This window comes from Paraburkholderia megapolitana (genome assembly GCF_007556815.1).
GTDB classification, from domain to species: Bacteria; Pseudomonadota; Gammaproteobacteria; order Burkholderiales; family Burkholderiaceae; genus Paraburkholderia; species Paraburkholderia megapolitana.
In genome coordinates, this window is sequence record NZ_CP041743.1 from 1,363,400 (window position 1) to 1,384,951 (window position 21,552).

Sequence of the window (21,552 nt, forward strand, 5' to 3'; positions counted from 1 at the left end):
CTTCAGCCTCCCGTCAGACGGATATCGCGCGACGATGCGCCGACATAGACCTTGCTGCCAGGAACGAACTTCCACGCATTGTTCGCGACATCCCAGATGCTCTGATCTTGCGACGACACCACCAGCCTGACGGTCTGCTCTTCACCCGGTTGCAGGTTCAGGCGGTCCCATCCGGCGAGTCGCTTCGGCGGTTCGTTCGGATCGTTGATACCGAGATACAGCTGCGGCACATCGACGCCTGCAACCTGCCCATCGTTCTTGACGCGGAACGATACGATCAGGTCGTGCCACGGCGTGGTATGCACGGACAGACGCGAGTACTTGAAGTGCGTGTACGACAGGCCATACCCGAACTCGAACAGCGGCTTGATGTTCTGGCTGTCATACCAGCGATAACCCATTTTCAGCTTTTCGGTGTAAACCGGATTCGGCGAGAACGTGCCGTTTTGCCCCCACGTCGGCGTGTCCTGATCGCGGACCGGGAAGGTCACGGGCAGCCGGCCTTCCGGATAGGTCTTGCCGAACAGCAGGTTGGCAATCGCGGGTCCGCCGGCCTGACCTGGGAACCAGGCTTCGACCACGGCAGAGACGTTGTCGATCCACGGCATCAGCACAGGGTTGCCGTTTTCAAGTACGACGATCGTGTGCGGATTGACGTTTGCTACCGCCTGGACGAGTTCGTTCTGATTCGACGGGTTCGACAGACTCAGACTACCGAGATCGGCGAAATCCTCGCCTGCTGGCTGCACGACGACGACGATGGCCACGTCGGACTTGCTGGCCAGCGCCACTGCCGCGTCGATCTGCTGCTGGGTGTAGGCGACGAACGGATTGTTCTGGTCGGTATTGCCGGAATAGGTGACCGTGGCGTTGGGCGCCATTTGCTGAATCGACTGGACGATTGTCGGATTCACCTTCAACCAGGGAACCGGCCACCAGTGGCAGCCTGTGCCGGACGGGAACGTCAAGCCGCCACACCCTGCGAACGCGCCGGTCACCGGGTCCCGCGTATTGCCCGAACCACCGCCCGCGAGAATGCCCGCATCGGCATGCCCACCGATCACCGCGATGTTCTTGAGGCTCGCTGCGGCAAGCGGCAGTTGTCCCTGGTTGTTCTTCAGCAAGACCATGCTGTGTTCCGCGGTTCTCTGCGCAAACGCGTTGGCCTGATCGAAGTCCACGGTGCCGCCAGGCTTCGCCGGGTCGTCCATCACGCCGAGGCGGATCATCGTGTAGAGCTTGCGTCGCACCATGTCGTCGAGGCGCGACTGGGTGATCGCATGGCTCTGCAGGGCCTGGGTCACGAGAGTCGGCGTCAGGAAGACGGTCGGTCCGACATCTTCTTCTTCATCAAGTCCGGCATTGATTGCATTCGCGGTGCTGTGAGTTGCACCCCAGTCCGATTGAATCTGCCCCTGGAATTGCCAGTCGTTTTTCAGAATGTCGTTGAGAAGGTGCTGGTTCTCGCAGGTATAGAAACCGTTGAGCATGTTGTAGCCGCACATCACGCTGCCGGGGTTGGCTTCCTTGACGGCGATCTCGAACGGTCGCAGATAGAGTTCGCGTAAGGTGCGCTCGTCGATCTGGCTGTTGCCGCCGCCGCGGCCGGTTTCCTGTTCGTTGCCGGCGAAGTGCTTGATCGTTGCGATGACTTTCTGGCTTTGCGTGCCGCTAGTACGCTGCGCAAGCATCTCGCCCGCGAGCAGTGGATCCTCGCCGAGATATTCGAAGGTTCGGCCGCCGCGCGGTTCGCGCGTGAGATTCGTGCCGCCGCCGAGTCCCATGGCGAAACCCTGCTCGCGCAGTTGCTTCGCGATCTGGGCGCCGTAGTCATACGACAGTCGCCGGTTCCAGCTTGCCGCGACCGCGATCGTGGCAGGGAACGTCGTGCTCGGTTCCATGGTGCTGCCGCCACCCGTCGACGAATCGACCATGTTCAGGTCGGGAATGCCCAGCCTGGGAACGCCCTGGATATAGCCGCCGCCGCCAAGCGGAACCTGGCTCATCTGGTACTCGGAGTGAATCAGTTGAAGCTTTTCGTCCTGCGTGAGCAGGGCCAGCAACGCCTTTGCGCGTAAGTTGGCCAGTCCGAGCGAAGCGGACAGGTTCGCCGCGGGGCTCGAAGCGGCCGCCGCTACGGCGGTCTTGGCGGATAGTTGCGCAGCAGCGCTGCCTGGGCTGCTGCCGCTATCTCCGCCGCAACCGCTCACCACACTCACTACGCCCGCCGTAGTGAGGATGCCTATCCATAATGAATAACGTGATCTCATGTCATCCCTCCATTGTTCGTGTCTAGTTCACTGCATGCGCCCTTGAAACAGGCAGATACGTACCGTGACTATTGATGCCGGCTCTGGTCGCCTCGTGCGCGCCGTAATGTGACGTTGGAGAAACGTAAAGAAATGCTATGCACCATGGATACGTGCCCGTTCGTCGTGCTGCGCGACGTGCGGACACTTTCATGATGCGAGCTGAAGTAATTACCCTCGACGTGAGGAGAGATTGTTGTTGCGCCAGGTGGGAAATCGCGTCAAATGGAAGCGCTTCCATTTAACATTTGGTAAGTTATCCAGCGCGCACAATGGGGTCAATCAGGGTTTATATGGAGCAGGGGACGCTGGGGTTACAGCAGGGCTTATTGCAGGGCGTCGCTGCCATCGAGGTGCAGGCGTCGCAACAGGTCGCGGCCGCGTGTGGTCAGCTCCAGCGTCGAGCCGCGAGGATCGCGTCCTCGCACTTCCACGAGTTCGTAGCGACACAAGGCGAGAACGTCGGGATCGAATTCCTCGAAGCGCAAAGTTGCGTCGCGAAACAGCAGCAAGGTTGCGAGTTCGTGATGGCTCAACATTCGACACCTCCGTGGCGAGCACAGACAATGGCGTCATACTAGTGAGCCGCTTCTGACGTTTGGCTACAGGCTTTTTTCCGCGGATTACGCTGTTACATCGCTGACGAAAAGGCTTCAGATGATGCGGGTGGGTGTAAGGCGGAACCGCGTTTGGGTGCGACGACGCAGTTCAACGTTTGAGTGCCGCCAGCCGCGCACGCAGCTCCTCCGATACCAGCGAGTTTTCGTAATCTGTGCGTGAGATTAGCGCGTCGCGTTCGCCGGCTGCGATCTGGTTTAGCTGTGTCTTCATCGATCGCACGACACCTGGTTCGCACACGCGAATCGCATCGACGTAGTGCGCGACGCGCTCGTTCAATGCATCGGTGTGGCTGTCGACGAGGTCGGTCAGAAAACCGATACGCAGCATTTCAGTGGCGTCGATCGTGATGCCGGTCAGGAAAAGCCGCTTTGCGTTCGCGATGCCGAGTGCCGTGACATAGCGGCGCATGCCACCGGGATAGTAGTGCAACCCGATGCGCGCGGCGGGCATGAACATCTGCGCGCTGCTTACGCCGATACGGAAATCGCAGCACAGCGCGAGATCGGTTGCACCGCCGTAGACGCTGCCGTTCAATGCGCAGATTGTCGGTACCGGACATTGTTCGAGTGCATCGAGAAACGCTTCGAAGCGGCCGTCCAGTTGTTCGACGATGGCCGATAACGTGTAGCCGGAACTGAAGGTTTGCGTGCCCGTTCCTGTGATGACGAGCGCGCGGCATTCTTGCGATGTGCGCACGGTTCGCAGATGTGCCATCAGCGGGGCGAGATCGTCCGGGTCGATCCGGTTGTGGTGATGCGGTCGATCGAGCGTGATTTCGGCGATCTGGTCGCGGATCGCAAAGCGCGGCGTGCCGCTGGTCGTGTCGTCGTTCATGGTGTTCGGGGAGTGACGTGTCTGCAGGCTGAACCGGAAGGCTACACCGTTGCATAACCATGTGCTGTTTTTGCACACGCGCATGCAGACAAAGAAAACCGCCGACAAATACACCGCTTTATCGCTGCGTTAGAAACGCCTTCAGGAAATCGTATAGCGGTTCTGCGGTCCGCCCATATAGACATTCCTGGCCAGCGACAAAATGCGTTCGCGGTGGCGATCGAATGCGGCAAGCACGGCCGATTCGTCCTGGCCTGTTTCGGACCCGAGGCTCGATATCACCGAGTCATTGATGGCAAAAGCGATCTCGCGAGCATTGTCGTAGCCCCAGAAGCACACGCAGTGTCGTGAGGCATCGTAGCTGCGGCTGGGATTGGGGAAATTGAGCGCCATGTTCTCATCCCGGTTCTTGAGGCGTTGAGTATCGGTATCACGTCGCGAGGGGTTTTGCACGGCGTTGCGACCGGCAAACGGTGCTACAGGCGCGAGACAAACGAGATACATGTGACGGATGGATACTCGAAACTTTCCAAGCTTCGCAATGAACAGTGCCCCCGTAGACTCGCGCGGTCAAGGGTTTGTTTGTAAGTGCGCTGCCTTGTATTTGCGACTGCAGAAAACCCGTGAAAATCACGCTGGATAGGTGGCATCCCGAATGTCAGGAGTTCACGATAAAAGCATCGTTTGTTGGTTTTTTATGAGGACGGATTCGCCGCTCAATACGCCATTGAATCGCATTTTTCGAAAGAAATGAAAATCAGATCAATCTGATTGGTGGCGTACTGCTCGTCAGACAATATGGCGCACCATTTCATTTACCGACTTCGTGCCGGCTCCGGCGTACCGTTGCTCCGCACGACGCTTTATATCCATGAATGAACCGGACTCCATCACCATCGAAGGCATTTTTGCCAGCCCTCGGTCCACGCTCTTCGACGGCGTTCCGTTCGGCCGCGAGTGGACGTACCGGGGCATGCATAACGCGCTACTCGCGTGGACGAAGACGACCTGCATTGACGTCGAGGCACCGCATAGCAGGTGCAACTGGACGCCTTCCGGCAAGGCTGCGGTCACGCCGCCGTCACTACCGGTTGTGCCGCCAGTCATGCCGGTTGCGCGAGTCTTGCCAGCTGTCTTGCCAGCTGCGGCAACCGTTCCAACTGCGGCTGCCATGCGCCGGCGACGCGCAATACTTGCGACTGGTCTGAGCATCGGTGGATTCGGAATCATTGGTTGGCTCATCGTTGCGCACACGCCGACGTCTCACGTCACGACATCGGTCCAAGTGGTGTCCGGAACTACCGCTGGAGACTCCGTGCGACCGTCCATCCCAACGCCCGGCGATATCGAGCAATCGCACAACCGGCTCGCTGCGACCACGCCCACGGCGAATGTGCCGCAAACCGTGCCGCCGGCATCACCGGAACGAGTCGCTGGGGTGACTTCATCGTCTACTACACCGTTGTCGCAACACGACGCGACACGTACCGAGGCAGGTGCCAATAGCGCTGGCTCACGTGAGAAATTCCGGAGCGAACCCCTCGTCGTGGCACGCGCGACATCCGGGCCGGCAATCCGCAAGTCGGCCGTAGCGCCGGCACCGCTCGTCGTCGCTCGGGTTGCGCCGTCTCTGGATCCCGAGGATGCGACTTCGCCTTTCTTTATGTCTGCGACACTGGAAGAAGCGGTCAAGATCTTCGACGACCCACTCCGTCAGGCCGCAACCGTGAGCGCAGGCACCGCGCAGTCGGCGGCCGCGTATGTGAATCCATCTCGGGGATCCGGTTCCGACTGGACGACCAGGCTGGCCCACCAACGTCTAACCGATGCACCGGACGCTTTTACGCGAAGCAGTTTCAAGGATGAAGCGCGATAGAGGGATTCACGTTCAAAGCCCAAGGATTGACTGGCTGGAACGAGGTTCGCGGCGAAGAATTCGCGTGATGAATGAGAGGCGAGAGTCGTACGAGGCAGACTGTCAGCGCGATGGCTTCAAGTTTGTCCTGACTGTAGACCGAGATGTGGGTGTCTTTGAGCTGCTACTGGTGTCGCGGTGTAGCGCCCGCCAAAGCTGGTTCGGCGCTGAAGCCGTCGCGGCAACCCGAGCACACTTCAACTTCACGTGGTGCTGGACGTTTCAGCGGGCACGCAAGCGTATTGTGTAGTGCGGCACCTGGTACAAGACCAGGTGCCGCACTTCAGACTTGCTGCTGCCTGTATTACAGCGGCTTGATGTTAGCCGCTTGCAGACCCTTCGGGCCGCGCTTCGTTTCGTACGAAACCTTCTGGTTTTCAGCGAGCGTCTTGAAGCCTTCGCCGGTCACTTCGGAGAAATGCGCGAAAAGGTCTTCGCCGCCTGCATCCGGAGTAATGAAGCCAAAGCCCTTGCTGTCGTTAAACCACTTGACGGTACCGGTATCCATAATCAAATCCTTGGTGAAAAATAAAATGTGCTCCGGAATGGAGCGTTCGAAGCGATCAAGGAGTGAGAGGACCACGAATACCGCTAACACAGCGATCAATTGATGAGCAGCAATCGACTTTCTTGAACGTCGTCGCGCACAATACGCTGATGCGACCGGAAAGGTCAAGGACTATAAGAAATCGATGTAACCCGACTGTCGCACCAAATATCGGACGAAATACATCGCGACAACCTCGCCAAATGCAGCGATCATGCCTGAAGCGCGGCCGCTTTCGCGGCTGACGAAACGGGAGAAGCATGATGGCAAAGGGTCAGCTGCGCAGTAATCGCGAGGTGAAAAAACCTAAACAACCGAAAAAACCGGCGTCGCCCGCGGCCGGAGTATCCTGGGCGACTGCGCCGAAAACCGCGCCGGTCACTGTCCCCGTCAAGAAGAAATAGTGGAGCATTGAAGGCGCATCGAGCGAAATCTGCGCCTTGGTCACCCATCCCGCCGGCTACACGTCACAAGTTGCCCGACAAAACCTTCCGATGCATTTCACTCGTCAGTGCTTCGATGCGCTCGCTGAGTTGCCGCGTGAGTTCGGTCAGTTTCGTGTTCTGCTCGACAAGCGCGGTGAGCTGCGCGGTTTGCTCGCCAATCTGCACGGCACGCTGTTCGGCCGCGAGCGCCAGTTCTTCGCGATGTCGTGCGTCGGCGTCCGCATGCGCCTTGTCGCGATCGGCCTGACGCGTTTGCGCGAGCAGGATCAGCGGTGCGGCGTAGGCCGACTGCAGACTGAATGCAAGATTCAGCAGAATGAACGGGTAGACGTCGAACTTCGTCATGCCGGTCACGTTCGCTATAACCCATAGCAGCACGATCAGCGTTTGCGCGATCAGAAACGTCGGCGTGCCGAAGAAGCGCGCGAATGCTTCGGCTTTTAGCGCGAACCAGTCGTCGCCGAATGGCGACGACAGATGTGCGTAAGGAAGATGAAAACGCAGATGTATGCCGTGTGAATGAGCTTTGGGCGTGTCGGTGGGGGGAGGGTCGGCTCGGTCATGGGGAATCCTGTTCGGGGATGAGAACGGAGTGAGGCCGAAGGGAATCGTAGCGCAGCACGCGACGAAAGCCAGCAGTTTGCAGCGCAATGAAAGTAACACGCGCCGGAGTAGAATCGATGACCTGGATATCCGTCACGACATGCTTCGGTGCTGCGATGAAAACGCCTCCTGCCAATAATGAAAAAACGCGCAAGCGTCCTTCCACCCTGACGTTGAATATCCTGACCGCACTGGTTGGCGTGATCACGCTGGGCGCCGGTATCGGTTGGCTCATCTACACCTGGTTCGTCGATCTCGAAGTGCCGTACTTCGCGATTCCGCTAGTGGTCTGCGTACCGGTGATCGCAGCCGTTGCGTTTCGCAACCTCTGGGATTGATCGCGCGCTCATCGATGAGTCACAACGTCTCCGAACTGGTTCAGCCCACGCTGGTAGGTACGCTCGTCGAGCTTCATCCGCTGCGATCGGAACATGCATCCGGCCTGCTTGCGGCTGCAGCTGACGGCGAGTTGTGGAACATGAGCGTGACCGTCGTTCCCGGACCTACAACGATGCACGCGTACATCGCAAGCGCACTTGAAGGAAAGCGCGCCGGTACGGTGATGCCGTTTGTGATCGTTCGGCGCGATACCGGTGCGCTGGTCGGCAGTACACGCTTCTGGAAGATCGACCGCGCGAACCGGAAGATGGAAATCGGCCACACGTGGTTGAGCGAGTCGGTTCAACGCTCGGGCGTCAACACCGAAGCGAAGCTGCTGCTGCTGACCCACGCGTTCGAAGTCATGAGCGCAGTGCGTGTGCAGTTCACCACCGATGAACTCAACGAGAAATCACGCGCGGCGATTCTGCGCATCGGTGCGAAACAGGAAGGCATCGTCCGGCACGAGCGCATCATGCCGGACGGGCGCAAACGCAACTCGGTGCGTTTCAGCATCATCGATTCCGAGTGGGCGGACGTGAAGACGCTGCTGCTGCATAAGATCGCGAGATCGGCTGCATATTGACACGAACAGCAAGCGACGACCAACAGCAAACGCCCGCGATTCACGCCGTAGCAGTTGTCTCGTGCTCCATCTGCGCAAACACCTCCTTCAAAAACACGAGCGAATTTCTGACGGCGGGACCACCCGCATAGAAAGTCAGTTGTAGAACGGTCTCGACGATCTGCTCTTTCGTCGCACCAACCCTCAGTGCTGCCTCGGCATGCGCGCGCAATTGCGGCATCGCATTGCCGAGCGTTACGCATGACGCAACGAGGATCAGCTCGCGCGTTGCGAGGTCGAGACCGGGTCGATCCATGATCGAACCGATCGACCATTCGATCGTCATGTCCGCAAACGCCGGGCAGATCTCCGCGACCTCGGCGACCATTGCCGCGCCGGCATGACCGCCGTGAAGCTGTTCGAACAGTTCGAGACCGCGGCGACGAAGAGGGGAATCGGTAGGCATCGTGTCACTCCTGAAGAGGTTGAAGGAAGCGGCCCGTCGGACATCGGCGCCGTCTGTGCCGTGCCTCTAATATCGTTGTTGACCGCTATGTTTTGAAGTAGGCTCGGGTGCCTTCACTCAGAACCATAGGTTCGGAATGCTCGATCGTCTGCTCAGCATGTCAGTGTTCGTCTGCGCCGCGGACCGGCGCAGTTTTGCCGCCGCCGCCGAGGTATTCGGCATCTCGCCGACGATGGTCGGCAAGCACGTGCGCTTTCTCGAGGAGCGGGTCGGCGCGAAGCTGCTGAATCGCACGACGCGCCAGCAGTCGCTGACGGAAGTCGGACGGCTCTACTACGAGCGGTGCCGGCAAGTGCTGGCCGATGCGGACGCAGCGGATGCGTGTGCCGATGAAATGCGCGCTGCGCCGCGCGGCGTATTGAAGGTGCATGCGCCCGTATCGTTCGGCAGTCAGCGTCTCGTGCCTGCGCTTGCTCGCTATCTGCGGCGCTATCCCGGTGTCGATGTGGATCTGACGCTGGCCGATCGTCCGATCGACTGGGTCGAGAAGGGCTATGACGCGGCGATACAGATCGGCGAGCTGGCCGATTCGGGGTTCGTCGCGAGAGAGCTCAAGCGTTACCGGATGTGGCTGTGCGCGGCGCCCGCGTACCTCGCGGAAGCGGGCATACCGCAAACGGCAGCCGATCTGAGTGCGCACAACTGTCTCGGCTTCAGCTACTGGCAGAAGAAGAACATCTGGCGGCTGAGTCGCGGCGAGCTGACGGAAAGCGTGCCGGTGAAGGGCCGTCTCACGGTGAACAACGGACAGGCGCTGCGCACGGCTGCTATTGCGGGGCTCGGCGTCATCATGCAGCCTGAGGTGCTGGTCGAAGACGACGTTGCAACGGGCCGGCTAATTCGCCTTCTGCCCGACTACGAACTGCCGTCGCGGCCGGTGCATCTGTTGTATCTCGCGGACCGGCGGCTCACGTTGAAATTAAGAAGCTTTGTCGACTTCGTGGTGGAGTCGCTGCGATAGCCGCGCGCTGTTCAGACGGGCACGCCGGGGATCAGCTTGTTGTACACCGCCCAGGTTTCGAACAACGCGGGCCACGCGTGAACGAGCGAGCCGGGCTGACCCATCCCCCAGCCGTGACCGCCCGCCTGGAAGATGTGCATCTCGGCGAGCACGTCGTTTTTGCGCAGCGCGTTGAACATCATCAGGCTGTTGTCGACTGGCGAGACCGGATCGTCCTTTGCCTGTGCGAGAAAAGTGGGCGGCGAGGTGCCGGTGACCTGCCGGTCCACCGAGAATTCGATTGCCTCTGCGAGGCTCGGATGCTCGCCGATCAACTGACGGCGCGTTTCGGTGTTGTCGAACGGTGGCACCAGACTCAACACCGGGTAGATCAGCCCGGCGATACCGGGCTTTGACGAGAGCTTGTCGGTTGCATCGATAGATGCGTACCGGTCGATTTGCGGCGTGACCGCCGTCATACCGGCCAGATGTCCGCCCGCGGAAAAACCCAGTACGCCGATGCGCTGCGCGTCGATACCGAACGATGGCGCGGCCGCACGGATAACGCGCATGGCGCGCTGGCCGTCCTGCAGCGGCGCGGTTCGTATCCATCCCTCGTCGGGCAGGCGGTAGATCAGTTCGAACGCAGTCACGCCGAGCGATTGCAGCCATCGACACGCCGGACCGCTCTCGCTGCCGAGTTCGATATGCCGGTAACCGCCGCCGCTGATCACCAGAACCGCTGCGCCGTTTGCCTTGCGTGGCCGATAGACGTTCATGCGCGGGTGCGAGACGTTGGTCACCGAACCTTTTGCGCTGACGTGTTCGGGGCCGGTGGGGCCGCTACCGCCCGGCATCTTGCCGCTCGGCCATAGCGCCAGCGATTCCGAAGCGCGGCTCGCGGTGCGGGCATCACGGACGTCGCTGACGTCACGGACATCACGAAGCCCGCGATGCTTCTCGCCACGGGCAAACGCCATCGTAGCGACGGCGGACAGCCCAGCGCTCATGATCAATCGACGATTCCTGTTCACACCGTTTCCTTGCGGTTGTTGCGAAAGCGAACGCGCGTCGTCGCATGCAATGAAGTCCATGCGGAAACCGGCGTTGGAAACGTAGCTTATCGATCGTCGTGTGGGACGTAAAATATATATTCAAGCAGCCTGCGATATTTATAAAATATCGCAGGCGTCACACCGGGCACCACACGCTCAGCCAGGCAACGCAGCGTAGGCCGTGGCGAGATGGTAGGGCGTGGTCGACGGCATGTCGGCGCGCGCGACGTTGCCATCGGGCGTCTTGCATTCGAACCAGCCATGCGGCTGCAAAAACCGCTCGCGAAAACGCGCGATCTGCGGTGTCAATTCCGCTTGCACGGCAACATCATCGTGGGCGGCGAGCGCGCGCAGATATTCGCTTTGTGCCCAGATGCGCTGGGTTGCATCCTTGACGCGCCCGGTTTCGTCGAGCGCCGCGTGCACGCTGCCCGTCGCCGTGTCGATACCATGCTGCTGCGCGAATGCAAACGCGCGCGGCAGCGCATCGGTGAGCCCCGATCCGTCGAGCAACGCGCCGGCACGCCGTACGAGCCAGAACCATTCGAACTGATGACCGGGCTCAAGACGATTATCGTCGGCACCGATCGGCAGCTCGGCGATGCAACCAGTCGGCGTGTGGACGAACGTGCGTGCAACAGCGCCGCCGAGTTGCCGCAACGCGTCGTCGTAGGCGGCGTCATGCGTTGCTTCGCGGGCGGCGAGCCACGCTTCGGTTAAATGCATCAACGGGTTTTGCAGCGGTGCGCTAGTGACGCTCGAGAAGCCCGCATCGAGAGCCGCGTTGAGCAAACCATCAGACGCGGCGAAGCGTTCGGTGATGAGCGCGGATGTGTGCTGCACGATATCGAGCGCCTCGCGGTTGCCCGAGCGCGCACCATATTCGGCGCAAGCGAACACGACGAATGCGTGGGTATACAGGTCTTTCGTCGTATCGAGCGGCGCACCTTTTTCGTCGACGCTGTAAAACCATCCGCCGCGCGTGCTGTCAAGAAAGTAGCGGCGCAGCGAGTCGAACAGCGTATCGGCATGTGCGGCATCGCCTGCCTGCGAAAACACAAACAGCTGGCGTGCGCATGCCATGGCGCGGTAGCGTACTGCAGGCAGCGCAGTACGCCCGTCGCTGTGCACCGCCTCATACGGCAGATGCAGTGTCGTGTTGAAACCGGGACCGCGCCAGGCCGGCAAAACGATCTGTGCGAAATGCTCGCGTAGTTGCGCAGCGGCGGAAATGGCGGAAGTGGACAGCGGTGCGGACGGGTTCATGCGTGTGTATCGTGAAGTCGGGTAGAGGGCGACGGATGCAGCACTGTACACCGGCTGGACCGGGGCGCAGCGCCCGGGCTTGCATCCGGCACGGTGTCACGGCTGCGCGAGCACTGATTCATCGATATCGATAAGGAGGTAAAGCAATGCTGGGGAATGTAGAACTCATCTCACGACTGATCGTGGCTGCCGCACTCGGCAGCGTCATCGGCTTCGAGCGGGAACGGCTTTCGTGGGCTGCGGGGCTACGTACACACATGCTCGTGTGCGTGGGGTCTGCGCTCATCATGATCGTCTCGGCATTCGGTTTCGCAGACGTACTGGGCGGCGACCACATCGTGCTCGATCCGTCGCGGATGGCTGCCCAGGTCGTGTCCGGCATCGGCTTTCTCGGCGCGGGCTCGATCCTGCTGCGCGGCGAGATTGTCCGCGGGCTAACGACGGCGGCCAGCCTCTGGTCGGTCGCAGCCATCGGTCTTGCGGTGGGCGGCGGGTTGTACACCGCATCGATTGCAGCGACGGTGATCATCCTGATCATTCTCGCGGGTATCAAGCCGATCGAGCGGCGTTTCATCACGGTCAAGCAGCGACGCCAGTTCACCATGCTGGTTGAACGCGGCGCGCTCACGTTTCATTCGCTGCACGACGCACTCGGTACGGCGAGCCCGCGCGTAAAGCAGTTCGTCATGCAGCAAAGCGACGACGCACCCGAGTTCGATGTGGTGATGATCACGCTGCACCGGGTGTCGGCACCCGAATATGCGGCGATCTGCCAGCAACTGCGACAACTGCCCGGCGTGAAAGAATTCAAGGAGGAGAACTTGCCATCGTGATGCGAGCGCGCCCGGGCGTGCGACAATGCGGTCTTCAAAAAAGCACAGACCGCATCGCGCAGCAGCGACCGGCGCCCGATGTCCGGCGACGAGCGCTGCGCGACTACTCTTTTCTTGCATCGCTATGGCAGCAGATTCCGCAGATCCCCACGCATCCCCCACCACCCGGCGGCGCCGTTCCGACGCAGCGAAGCCGCAAGCCTCGAGCGTTTCGACTGAAACCGAGAACAAGCTTGCACGCGCCGCGCAATCCGCGCAGCGCCTTGCCCAACTGAGCGACGTTCCCAGCGACGACAGCACGCTCGACCTGTTCCCCGACGATCCCACCCGCGCGACGCTGCAGGCGATGAATATCGACGTTCGCCAGGGCACGCTGTCGGGGTTCGAGTTGCCGGAAGTGGTGCTCGCTGCGATTGGGGCACCGGACGGTGTGCAGGGTGTGGCGACGGGCACCGATACGAAGGCGGTGCGGCGCGTTTCGCGCTCGCCAAAATCCGACGACACCACACCGGAGGCGGTAACGGGTGAGCGTGCTGGCCAGTGGAGCGATGCACCTGCTTCGACCAACGTTGGCGAACCGGCCGCGAACGTGAACGCTACAAGCGGTACGTCGCAACCGGCAGTCGAATCTGCGGAACCGGCCGTATCGGACGAGGTTGCACAGGCCAGTGCGACGGCAAGCGTGGCGCGCAGCATCGCCGCGCTGCGTCAGTCACCCGATGACGCAACGGTGTCCTCGTCCGGCACGACGAGCGGCACTAAGCCGGCAACGCCGCCGCAACGTTTCGCCGCGACGTTTGCAAAAGCTGCGAGCGCATCGCGCGAAGCGGGCACATCGGCGTCAGCAACACCGTCAACGGAAGCACCTCCTGCCGATACAGCGGCGAGTACCACCCACACTGCGTCGACCGCCGCCACAACACCCGCACCGTCCACATCGAGCACGTTCCGCGCAATACCGCCCGCGGCTCCACCGATGCAGCATGAGACCCCGCGCGCCACGCCTGAGCTCGATCGCGCCCGCGCCACGGCATTCGCCGATACCGTCGATGCGCTGTACGGCGTGATCGCCGATCAACGTCGCTCGGCAACCGATCACTCGCGCCGTATGAAGTGGATGCTGTCGATCGTCGTGGGTGCGTTGCTCGTGACGGTCGCGATCGGTATCGCGCAAACGCTGCTGCTGATGCGTCTCGCGCGCAACACGATGCTGCAGCAACAGCGCATGGAGCAGATGATGCTGAACCAGCAGGCGACGCTCGCGACGCTGCTCGACACCGATTCGGCCACGGTACCGGTACCCGCTGCAACGGCGCCCGCGCCGGCAGCGGCGCAACCGCGTCCGGCGGCGCCGGCCCGGCATCCTTCGAAAGCGCAGCACGGGCATAAGTCGAAGCCGACGAACGCGCACTGAGCTTTGCGAGCCCGTGGTTGGCGCGGGTACTGGCGAGGCAGGTTGCGGCTATTCGACGCCGCATCCTGCCGCCTTTCCTTTCCGCCGGCGGCTCCCCCATCCCCTCTAACTGGCCGTAACGCCCGCCAGACGTGCGTTTGCGCGTGGCGGACGGAGACCGGCTCTGACCTCGAGTCAGCCACTCGCCCGTTGCATTGATGCAACGCATCAACCGCCTTCCCACCGTAGAAACACCATCAATTGTTAAAAATGGTGCGATGCACTAGACATCGACTAGGGAAAACCCTAGAATCCAACTTAAGGGAAAACCCTAGCCATCTATCAACCGGGAGTCGCCATGAGCTTTATCCTCGCACTGTTTCAAAAGGTCAGCGGCCTCTTCGCGTCGCCGCATCTGCCGATGGACTCGGATTACTCGTACGAAGCGCGCGCACGTGAAGCGCAACGCGTTCGCGAGTCGCAGTCCACGCTGTTCGGTATCCGCCTGATCGACTGAACACAGCTGACATCGCGCGGTCTGTTTCGCGCATCGTCGGTAAGCGGTGTGTCCTGTCTGGACGCGCCGTTTTGTTTTGTCTGACGGTTTTGCGCTTCGAGTCATCCACACCTCCGCTTTTACGCGATATTTCGAGACCGAAATGAATGTAACGACCGCTGACCGGCCGCTCCGGCAGACGGTTGCCGCGTGCCTTCCGATCGCCCCGATAAACAGCGGTCCGACCGTATCGATACGGTTTTTTACCTCCCGGTCATCCTGAAATCTGCGCTTACAAGTCCTCACGTATTCACGCGGCATCGGTCGCTAGAGTGGATTGCAAGCGCGGGGCCGAATCACGACGACATGTCCAGTCAAGCGGGCACGCCGACCGCCTCGCGGCAAACCTGAGAAAAAGGGAGGTGTTCCATGAAGACACGCAACAGGGTTTCGCAAACGATCCTCGCCGCAGCGCTCGCAGGCGGTGCACTACTGGCTGCAAGCAGTGCGTTCGCGCAGGCGGTGGTGGTCGAACAGCCGCAGATGATGCCGGTGGGTGTGCAGATCAATATCGGCTGGCACGGCGATCGGTATTGGGACGGTCACCGCTACTGGGCGCACGACGAGTGGATGCATCGCCATCCGCACGATCATGATCCGCGGCGCGACCACGATCGTCGTCCTTAACGGACGTAGCGTAACGAGCAGTCAACCCGATGCGGCGTGGGGCGTCGTCGGGTAGCAGGCCCAGCAAGGCCGGCGTTCGCAAGGGCGCCGGCCTTGCTGCATCTGGCGTCGCGAACGGGCGCGTTGGGCTATTCTCTGGAGCTTCTATCGAAGGCTCGGCAGGAGAACAGCTTGGATAACGTGGACACTTCGCGCGCCAGTACTTCGCGCATCGATTGGCCTGACACGACCGTCATCGGTGTGATCGGCAGCGGGTTGATGGGCGTTGGCATCGCTACGCAAAGCGCGTTGCATGGCTACCGGACGATCGTGTACGACGTCGATGAATCGCGCCTTGCGAGTGTTGCGTCGAAGGCCGAGGCGATCCTCGACGAACTGCTCGACGCCGGTCGTATCGACCTTGCGGCAAAGCAGGCCGCGCTGGCGCGCATCGAGCGTAGCGCGCAGCTCGACGCGATGGCCGTTGCAGACTTCGTGATCGAAGCGATTCCCGAAGTACTCGAACTCAAGCATCGTCTGTATGCATCGCTTGCGGACGTGCTTGGCGAGGCCGCGATTTTCGCGAGCAACACCAGCGGTTTTCCGCCCGACCGGCTCGCGTCCGCTTTGCAGGCACCCGAACGTTTCGTCATCGCGCACTTCTGGAATCCGCCGCACCTGATTCCGCTCGTCGAGGTCGTGCCCGGTTCGGCTACGTCCGCCGACGTCACGTCCCGTACCGTCGCGCTGATGGAAGCGATCGGCATGGAACCGGTCGTGCTCGCGAAAGCGATTCCGGGGTTCGTCGGTAACCGGTTGCAGTTTGCGCTGCTGCGCGAAGCGCTCAACATCGTGCGCTCGGGGGCAGCTTCGCCGGAAGTCGTGGATCGCGTGATGAAGGCGTCGCTCGGGCGTCGCTGGAGCATTGTCGGTCCGCTCGAAAGCGCGGACCTGGGTGGCCTCGATACGCTGCTCAATGTCGGCACACATCTGCTGCCCGAACTCGCCACCGATAACGACGTGCTCGATCTACTGCGCGAACAGGTGGACGCAGGCCGCGTCGGCGTGCGCAGCGGTGCGGGCTTTTACGAATGGGACGAGGCGCGTCTTGCGCAAGTCCGTGCGCTGCGCAAGCGTTTGATTGGCGGAGGATAAGCCCCATGTCGCATCTTTTCTACGACCCCGCGCAAGGCCACGGTTTGCCGCACGATCCATTCAAGGCGATCGTCGCACCGCGCATGATCGGCTGGATTTCCACACGCGATCCCGAAGGGCGCCTGAACCTCGCGCCATACAGCTTCTTCGGCGCGTTCGCGACGTTTCCGGCGATCATCGGATTCTGCAGCGAAGGCTACAAGGACAGCATCCGCAATATCGAAGCGACCGGCGAATTCGTGTGGAATCTCGCGACGAAGCCGCTAGCCGAGCAGATGAACCGCTCGTCGGCACCGGTCGCACCCGATGTCGACGAATTCGCACTGGCCGGTCTGACGCCGGCACCGGGTCGCAATGTCGCGGTACCGCACGTCGGCGAGACGCCCGCGGCACTCGAGTGCAGGCTGTTGCAGGTGATCCGTTTGCATACGCTCGACGGCACGCCGATGGACAACTTCCTCGCGCTTGGCCAGGTGGTCGGCGTGCATATCGATCCTGCGTATCTGAAGGACGGCCTGTTCGATACGCAGGCCGCCCAGCCGATCATGCGCGCGGGGTATCGCGCCGACTACGCGGAGATCGGCGCGATGTTCAAGATGGTGCGACCGACGGCGTGAGCAAAGGCGAAGCTGCGACCGCGGCTCACTTCTTACTTCGCGCCGCGCCAGCCGCGCAGCAGCAGCGCATTGGTCACGACGCTGACACTCGAAAACGCCATCGCCGCGCCGGCCAGCATCGGATTGAGCAGGCCGAAAGCGGCGAGCGGAATGCCGATCAGGTTGTAGACGAACGCCCAGAACAGATTCTGCTGGATCTTGCGCCACGTACGGCGCGAGATGTCGATCGCATCGGCGACCAGCGCCGGATCGCCGCGCATCAGCGTGATGCCGGCCGCGTGCATTGCGACGTCGGTGCCGGTCGCCATCGCGATGCCGATGTCGGCCGCGGCAAGCGCGGGTGCGTCGTTGATGCCGTCGCCGACCATCGCGACGACGCCGGCGGTGCGGATCTTCAGATCGTGGATCACGCGGGCCTTGTCTTCGGGCAACACCTGCGCATGAAACTCGTCGATGCCAAGCGCGGCGGCGACACTGGCTGCGCTGCCTGCGTTATCGCCGGTTACGAGCACGCTTTTCACGCCCATTTTCGCGAGCCGTTCGATCGCCGCGCGCGCCGTTGGTTTCAGCGTGTCGCCGAAGGCGATCAGCACGAGCGCTGCAGGTGCGGTTGACGGCCCGTTATCGCTACCCAGCTCCATCAGCCACGACACGGTATTGCCAGCCTGCTCCAGCGCCTTGGCGCGAGCCGCGACTTCGGGCGGCAGCGCGATATGCAGTTCCTCCAGCCAGCGGCTGCTGCCGATGCCGAGCGTGCGGCCATCGACCTGCGCCTCGACGCCGCGGCCTGGCACGGCACGCGCCTGCGTTGCCGCGCGAGTGTCAGCGGCATCGGTACCAGGCGATTGCCCGGCAGAAGCCTCGTCGGCTGCTTTGAGTATCGCGCGCGCCAACGGATGATCGCTGTGCCGCTGCACCGCCGCGGCCAGAGCGAGCGCTTCGTCGCGCTCGATGCCGAGGGGCTCGAAAGCCGTGACCGACGGCTGGCCGATCGTCAGCGTGCCGGTCTTGTCGAATGCGACGATATTCACCTGATGAGCGATCTCGAGCGCTTCGGCGTCCTTGATCAGCACACCGCGGCGCGCTGCTGCGCCGGTGCCGGCCATGATCGAAGCCGGTGTCGCGAGGCCGAGCGCACAGGGGCACGCGATCACGAGGACGGCGACTGCATTGAGAATCGCGCTTTCGACCGATGCGCCCGCGAGCAGCCAGCTGACCAGGGTCAGCGCGGCGATGACGAGGATCGCGGGGACGAAGATCGCGCTCACGCGATCGACGAGCCGCTGGATCGGCGCCTTTTCCGCCTGCGCGCTCTCGACGAGGCGAATCACCCGCGCCAGCGTGGTCTCTGCCCCAGTGGCGGTCGTGGTGACGGTGATCGCGCCTTCGCCGTTGATCGAGCCGGCCGTGACCGGATCGTTGGATTCCTTCGGCACAGGCAGGCTCTCGCCGGTGATCAGCGATTCGTCGATATGCGTGCGGCCCTGCACGATCTTGCCGTCCACAGGCACCCGTTCGCCAGGCCGTATCGCGACGATCATGCCGACGCGCACTTGCGCAAGCGGTACCTCGTGCTCGCGTTCGCCGACCACGATGCGTGCGCGTTCGGGGCGCAGGGCATTGAGTGCGCGGATGGCGTCGGTGGTCTGGCGCTTCGCGCGCGCTTCGAGCCATTTGCCGAAGCGCACCAGCGTGATGACGACCGCCGCGGCCTCGAAGTACAGATGTTCCGTGGCGCCCGGGTGAACGACCAGTTCATACACGCTGATCCCGTACGCCGCCGACGTACCGAGCGCGACCAGCAGATCCATATTGCCCGCGCCCGCGCGGACTGCCCGCCACGCGGCGCGGTAGAAACGCGCGCCGAAGCCGAACTGCACGATCGTGGCGAGCGCGAACTGAAGCCAGACCGGCGGTGCGAGGTCGAGGCCGATTCCTGTTAGCCACGCGCCGACCATCGGCGCGATGAGCGGCAGCGTAAGCAGTGCAGACACGACGACGGCAATGAGTTCGCGTTGTGCGATGTTGGCTTGCGCGGGCCGGCCGGCTGCGCCTTGCGTCGCCTCGACGTCGGCTTCGCGAGCGAGCGGTGTGGCGGTGTAGCCGGCTTTCGTCACGGCGGCGACGAGTTGATCGATGGGCACGGGGTCGACCAGATCGACAGCGGCTTTTTCGGTGGCGAGATTCACGGAGACATGCGAGACACCCGGCACCTTCGCCAGCGCCTTTTCGACGCGCATCGCGCATGAGGCGCAGGTCATTCCGCCGATTGCAAATTCCGCGGTCTGCCCCGCTGACGCGGTATCGGCTGCGCCTGGGTCGGCTTCAGGCGCAACAGGCGTCGCGTCATAGCCGGCCTTGCGAACGGCCTCGACAAGAGCGCCGGTGCTGGCCGTGTCGTGCAGATCGACGGTGGCTTTTTCAGTGGCGAGGTTGACGGAGACATGCGAGACACCCGGCACCTTCGCCAGCGCCTTCTCGACGCGCGTCGCGCACGACGCGCAGGTCATCCCGCTGATTTCAAGTTCCGCCTGCGCTAGGGCAGTGCGTTCTGGCACGGCAAGGTCAGTCATGATGTGGCTCGGTCTGAGGCGGCGTTTGGCCGCACGATAAAACCGAGTATCGACCTTCCTATCATGGGAAGGTCAAGAACAGATTCGATCGCCTGGTAAAACGCCGCTTTCGCACATGACAGACCGGTGTCACCGCGTTCGGACTTGCTTCGCCGTCACGGATACGTTAAAACCCGATGTTAGGGTCGGAGACACGCCGGTTCGCCAATGAGCGGGGGCTCAGCGAACCCAGCCGCATCCGGCTCGCGCTATTTCACCGAACGCCTGTAACAATCAACGAATGATAAAAAGTCGCCGAGATTCCGTTTCGCTTTACTGGACCTGCGCATCGCTCGCGGGCCTCGCTTTCCTCGCTGGTTGTGCCGCCCCGCCGGGTGACAGTCCGAAGTCGACGGGCTGGATCAAGGACGAGGTGGCCGACTCCTATGTGTTCGGCTACCCGCTCGTACTGATGAGCGTCGCACGCGACGCCGCGGTCGGCGACAGCATGGGCCAGGCGCCGGTCAACACGCTGCGCCATGCGCAGACGCTGCCGCCGGTCGGCGCGGCGAACCCGACCACGCCCAGCCTCGATACGCTCGACTCGACCGGCTGGCTCGACGTCGGTGCCGAACCCGTCATCGTTTCGCTGCCCGATTCGCACGGCCGCTATGTCGACGCGCGCGCGCTCGACATGTGGACCAACGTGATCTGGTCGACGGCCGCGCAAATTGGCCCGCACGCTGCGGGACTCAAGGCGCAAACGATTGCGTTCGTCGGTCCCGGCTGGCAGGGCGATCTGCCGAAGGGCATCACGCGTATCAACGTGCCGACCCGCAACGTGTGGCTCACGGTGCGCGTCCAGTCGAGCAGTCCGCGCGACGTCGTGGCGGTCCGCAGGCTGCAGCGTGCGATGCGTGTCGCGCCGCTAAGCGCGTGGTCGAATACCGCGACAGCGGCGGCGCCCGCGGCGCGTGCAGGCGGCAATCCCGCCGATGTGCCGTCCGCCGCCACGCCGGCCATTCTCGTGGCCGGTTACGACGCCAATGCGTTCTTCGGCCGGCTTGCCCAGGCGCTGCAAGACAATCCGCCGGAACCGGTCGATCCGCACGCGTTGAAGACCCTCTCCGATCTGGGCGTGACGCCGGGTGGGTCGGCGGCATTGCCGTCGGGTGCGAGCGATGCGATCGCCGCGGGCCTTGCCGACGGTCACGACCGCGTCGCCACTGCTCCGTCCAACCTGTTGACAGGCAATGGCTGGAGCTGGTTTGGCGACGGCATCGGCAACTACGGTCCGGACTACTCGCTGCGCGCGTATGCGGCATTCGCGCAGCCCGGCATCGGTACCCGCGACGACGAAGTCCGCGCCACGGTCGCGGTTGACGGCGACGGCCGCGCGCTGAACGGCGCGAATCGCTACCAGATCCACTTCGCGCCGAACCAGTTGCCGCCGACGCGCGGCTTCTGGTCGATCACCGCGTACACGAAAGATGGCGCACTGGGCGAAAGTGCGCCGGCGCACCTCGCGGTCGGCGATCGCAATGGCTTGCGGCGCAATCGCGACGGTTCGGTCGACGTGACGGTGTCGGCGGTGCGGGCGAAGGCTGCGAACTGGCTGCCGGTGCCGCGCGCCGACTTCCAGTTGATGATGCGTCTGTATGCGCCGAAGCCCGAGGCCACGGATGGTTCGTGGGCGCCGCCTGCTGTTGTGCGCCAGTAGCGCAGCGACGCGCGGATAACCGCACGGGTGGGGCAGCGAGCCGGTGCTTCGCTGCCCTTCGGGCGTGTCGTCCGCGGGTGAGATCGTGTGTGTGAAGCCTGTCGATGCATATGCA

The 21,552-nt window shown here is 62.4% G+C and carries 22 protein-coding genes; 11 read left to right on the forward strand and 11 right to left on the reverse strand.

Features of this window, described 5'->3' with window-relative positions; all coding sequences use genetic code 11:
• Positions 1–2: 2 nt before the first annotated feature.
• The 4 genes from FNZ07_RS05815 to FNZ07_RS05830 form a co-directional block, all read right to left on the reverse strand.
• On the reverse strand, positions 3–2,270 hold the full coding sequence (locus FNZ07_RS05815; RefSeq protein ID WP_091012385.1) for a beta-glucosidase: 2,268 nt from the start codon (positions 2,268–2,270) through the stop codon (positions 3–5).
• 365 nt (positions 2,271–2,635) lie between these two features.
• Positions 2,636–2,848 carry a hypothetical protein gene (locus tag FNZ07_RS05820; RefSeq protein WP_091012388.1) on the reverse strand — a complete coding sequence of 71 codons (213 nt, stop codon included), beginning with the start codon at positions 2,846–2,848 and terminating at the stop codon, positions 2,636–2,638.
• A 169-nt stretch (positions 2,849–3,017) separates the two neighbouring features.
• The gene (locus FNZ07_RS05825) at positions 3,018–3,764 is read right to left on the reverse strand and encodes an enoyl-CoA hydratase/isomerase family protein (RefSeq protein WP_170275671.1); all 747 of its coding nucleotides are present in this window, start codon (positions 3,762–3,764) and stop codon (positions 3,018–3,020) included.
• Between the two features lie 141 nt (positions 3,765–3,905).
• Entirely contained in the window at positions 3,906–4,157 is a 252-nt protein-coding gene (locus FNZ07_RS05830; protein ID WP_091012864.1) for a DUF1488 family protein, read from the reverse strand.
• Positions 4,158–5,079: 922 nt separating this feature from the next.
• Here FNZ07_RS05830 and FNZ07_RS05835 point away from each other — a divergent pair.
• The gene (locus FNZ07_RS05835; RefSeq protein WP_143098077.1) at positions 5,080–5,640 is read left to right on the forward strand and encodes a hypothetical protein; all 561 of its coding nucleotides are present in this window, start codon (positions 5,080–5,082) and stop codon (positions 5,638–5,640) included.
• Between the two features lie 343 nt (positions 5,641–5,983).
• On the opposite strand, the gene FNZ07_RS05840 is transcribed toward FNZ07_RS05835, so the two are convergent.
• The 3 genes from FNZ07_RS05840 to FNZ07_RS05845 all read right to left on the reverse strand — a co-directional run bounded on the left by FNZ07_RS05840 (position 5,984) and on the right by FNZ07_RS05845 (position 7,335).
• Positions 5,984–6,187, reverse strand: coding sequence for a cold-shock protein (locus tag FNZ07_RS05840; RefSeq protein ID WP_091012403.1), 204 nt, complete (start codon positions 6,185–6,187; stop codon positions 5,984–5,986).
• Positions 6,188–6,500: 313 nt separating this feature from the next.
• On the reverse strand, positions 6,501–6,674 hold the full coding sequence (locus tag FNZ07_RS33550; RefSeq protein ID WP_170275640.1) for a hypothetical protein: 174 nt from the start codon (positions 6,672–6,674) through the stop codon (positions 6,501–6,503).
• 19 nt (positions 6,675–6,693) lie between these two features.
• The gene (locus FNZ07_RS05845; protein ID WP_322789491.1) at positions 6,694–7,335 is read right to left on the reverse strand and encodes a DUF1003 domain-containing protein; all 642 of its coding nucleotides are present in this window, start codon (positions 7,333–7,335) and stop codon (positions 6,694–6,696) included.
• A 56-nt stretch (positions 7,336–7,391) separates the two neighbouring features.
• Here FNZ07_RS05845 and FNZ07_RS05850 point away from each other — a divergent pair, with 56 nt between their 5' ends.
• Complete coding sequence (locus FNZ07_RS05850; RefSeq protein ID WP_091012866.1) at positions 7,392–7,613, forward strand: hypothetical protein; 222 nt, start codon at positions 7,392–7,394, stop codon at positions 7,611–7,613.
• Positions 7,614–7,627: 14 nt separating this feature from the next.
• Positions 7,628–8,239: a GNAT family N-acetyltransferase gene (locus tag FNZ07_RS05855; RefSeq protein ID WP_091012408.1), complete on the forward strand. Its 612-nt coding sequence runs from the start codon at positions 7,628–7,630 to the stop codon at positions 8,237–8,239.
• 40 nt (positions 8,240–8,279) lie between these two features.
• Here the strand turns inward: FNZ07_RS05855 and FNZ07_RS05860 are convergent, their stop codons facing one another.
• Entirely contained in the window at positions 8,280–8,684 is a 405-nt protein-coding gene (locus FNZ07_RS05860; protein WP_091012411.1) for a carboxymuconolactone decarboxylase family protein, read from the reverse strand.
• 136 nt (positions 8,685–8,820) lie between these two features.
• Here FNZ07_RS05860 and FNZ07_RS05865 point away from each other — a divergent pair, with 136 nt between their 5' ends.
• Positions 8,821–9,705 (forward strand): LysR family transcriptional regulator, encoded by an 885-nt coding sequence (locus tag FNZ07_RS05865; protein ID WP_211367890.1) that lies wholly within the window; start codon positions 8,821–8,823, stop codon positions 9,703–9,705.
• An 11-nt stretch (positions 9,706–9,716) separates the two neighbouring features.
• Here FNZ07_RS05865 and FNZ07_RS05870 read toward each other — a convergent pair whose 3' ends face one another.
• Both FNZ07_RS05870 and FNZ07_RS05875 read right to left on the reverse strand, forming a co-directional pair.
• Positions 9,717–10,718: an alpha/beta hydrolase gene (locus FNZ07_RS05870; protein ID WP_245811487.1), complete on the reverse strand. Its 1,002-nt coding sequence runs from the start codon at positions 10,716–10,718 to the stop codon at positions 9,717–9,719.
• Between the two features lie 177 nt (positions 10,719–10,895).
• Complete coding sequence (locus FNZ07_RS05875; protein WP_091012413.1) at positions 10,896–12,005, reverse strand: AGE family epimerase/isomerase; 1,110 nt, start codon at positions 12,003–12,005, stop codon at positions 10,896–10,898.
• A gap of 146 nt (positions 12,006–12,151) precedes the next feature.
• Between FNZ07_RS05875 and FNZ07_RS05880 the strand changes: the two genes are divergently transcribed.
• The 6 genes from FNZ07_RS05880 (at position 12,152) to FNZ07_RS05900 (ending at position 17,165) form a co-directional block, all read left to right on the forward strand.
• Positions 12,152–12,838 carry an MgtC/SapB family protein gene (locus tag FNZ07_RS05880; RefSeq protein ID WP_091012416.1) on the forward strand — a complete coding sequence of 229 codons (687 nt, stop codon included), beginning with the start codon at positions 12,152–12,154 and terminating at the stop codon, positions 12,836–12,838.
• 124 nt (positions 12,839–12,962) lie between these two features.
• The gene (locus FNZ07_RS05885; protein WP_091012418.1) at positions 12,963–14,252 is read left to right on the forward strand and encodes a hypothetical protein; all 1,290 of its coding nucleotides are present in this window, start codon (positions 12,963–12,965) and stop codon (positions 14,250–14,252) included.
• Positions 14,253–14,589: 337 nt separating this feature from the next.
• Complete coding sequence (locus FNZ07_RS33555; protein WP_170275672.1) at positions 14,590–14,748, forward strand: hypothetical protein; 159 nt, start codon at positions 14,590–14,592, stop codon at positions 14,746–14,748.
• A gap of 408 nt (positions 14,749–15,156) precedes the next feature.
• A complete protein-coding gene (locus tag FNZ07_RS05890) occupies positions 15,157–15,414 on the forward strand; it encodes a hypothetical protein (protein ID WP_091012420.1) in 258 nt (85 codons plus the stop codon).
• Between the two features lie 258 nt (positions 15,415–15,672).
• Positions 15,673–16,548, forward strand: a complete 876-nt coding sequence (locus tag FNZ07_RS05895) for a 3-hydroxyacyl-CoA dehydrogenase family protein (RefSeq protein WP_091012872.1) — start codon at positions 15,673–15,675, stop codon at positions 16,546–16,548.
• Positions 16,549–16,553: 5 nt separating this feature from the next.
• Entirely contained in the window at positions 16,554–17,165 is a 612-nt protein-coding gene (locus FNZ07_RS05900; RefSeq protein WP_091012422.1) for a flavin reductase family protein, read from the forward strand.
• Positions 17,166–17,197: 32 nt separating this feature from the next.
• Here FNZ07_RS05900 and FNZ07_RS05905 read toward each other — a convergent pair whose 3' ends face one another.
• Complete coding sequence (locus FNZ07_RS05905; RefSeq protein WP_091012425.1) at positions 17,198–19,738, reverse strand: heavy metal translocating P-type ATPase; 2,541 nt, start codon at positions 19,736–19,738, stop codon at positions 17,198–17,200.
• 280 nt (positions 19,739–20,018) lie between these two features.
• Between FNZ07_RS05905 and FNZ07_RS05910 the strand changes: the two genes are divergently transcribed.
• A complete protein-coding gene (locus FNZ07_RS05910; protein WP_091012427.1) occupies positions 20,019–21,437 on the forward strand; it encodes a DUF1254 domain-containing protein in 1,419 nt (472 codons plus the stop codon).
• Positions 21,438–21,552 lie beyond the last annotated feature (115 nt).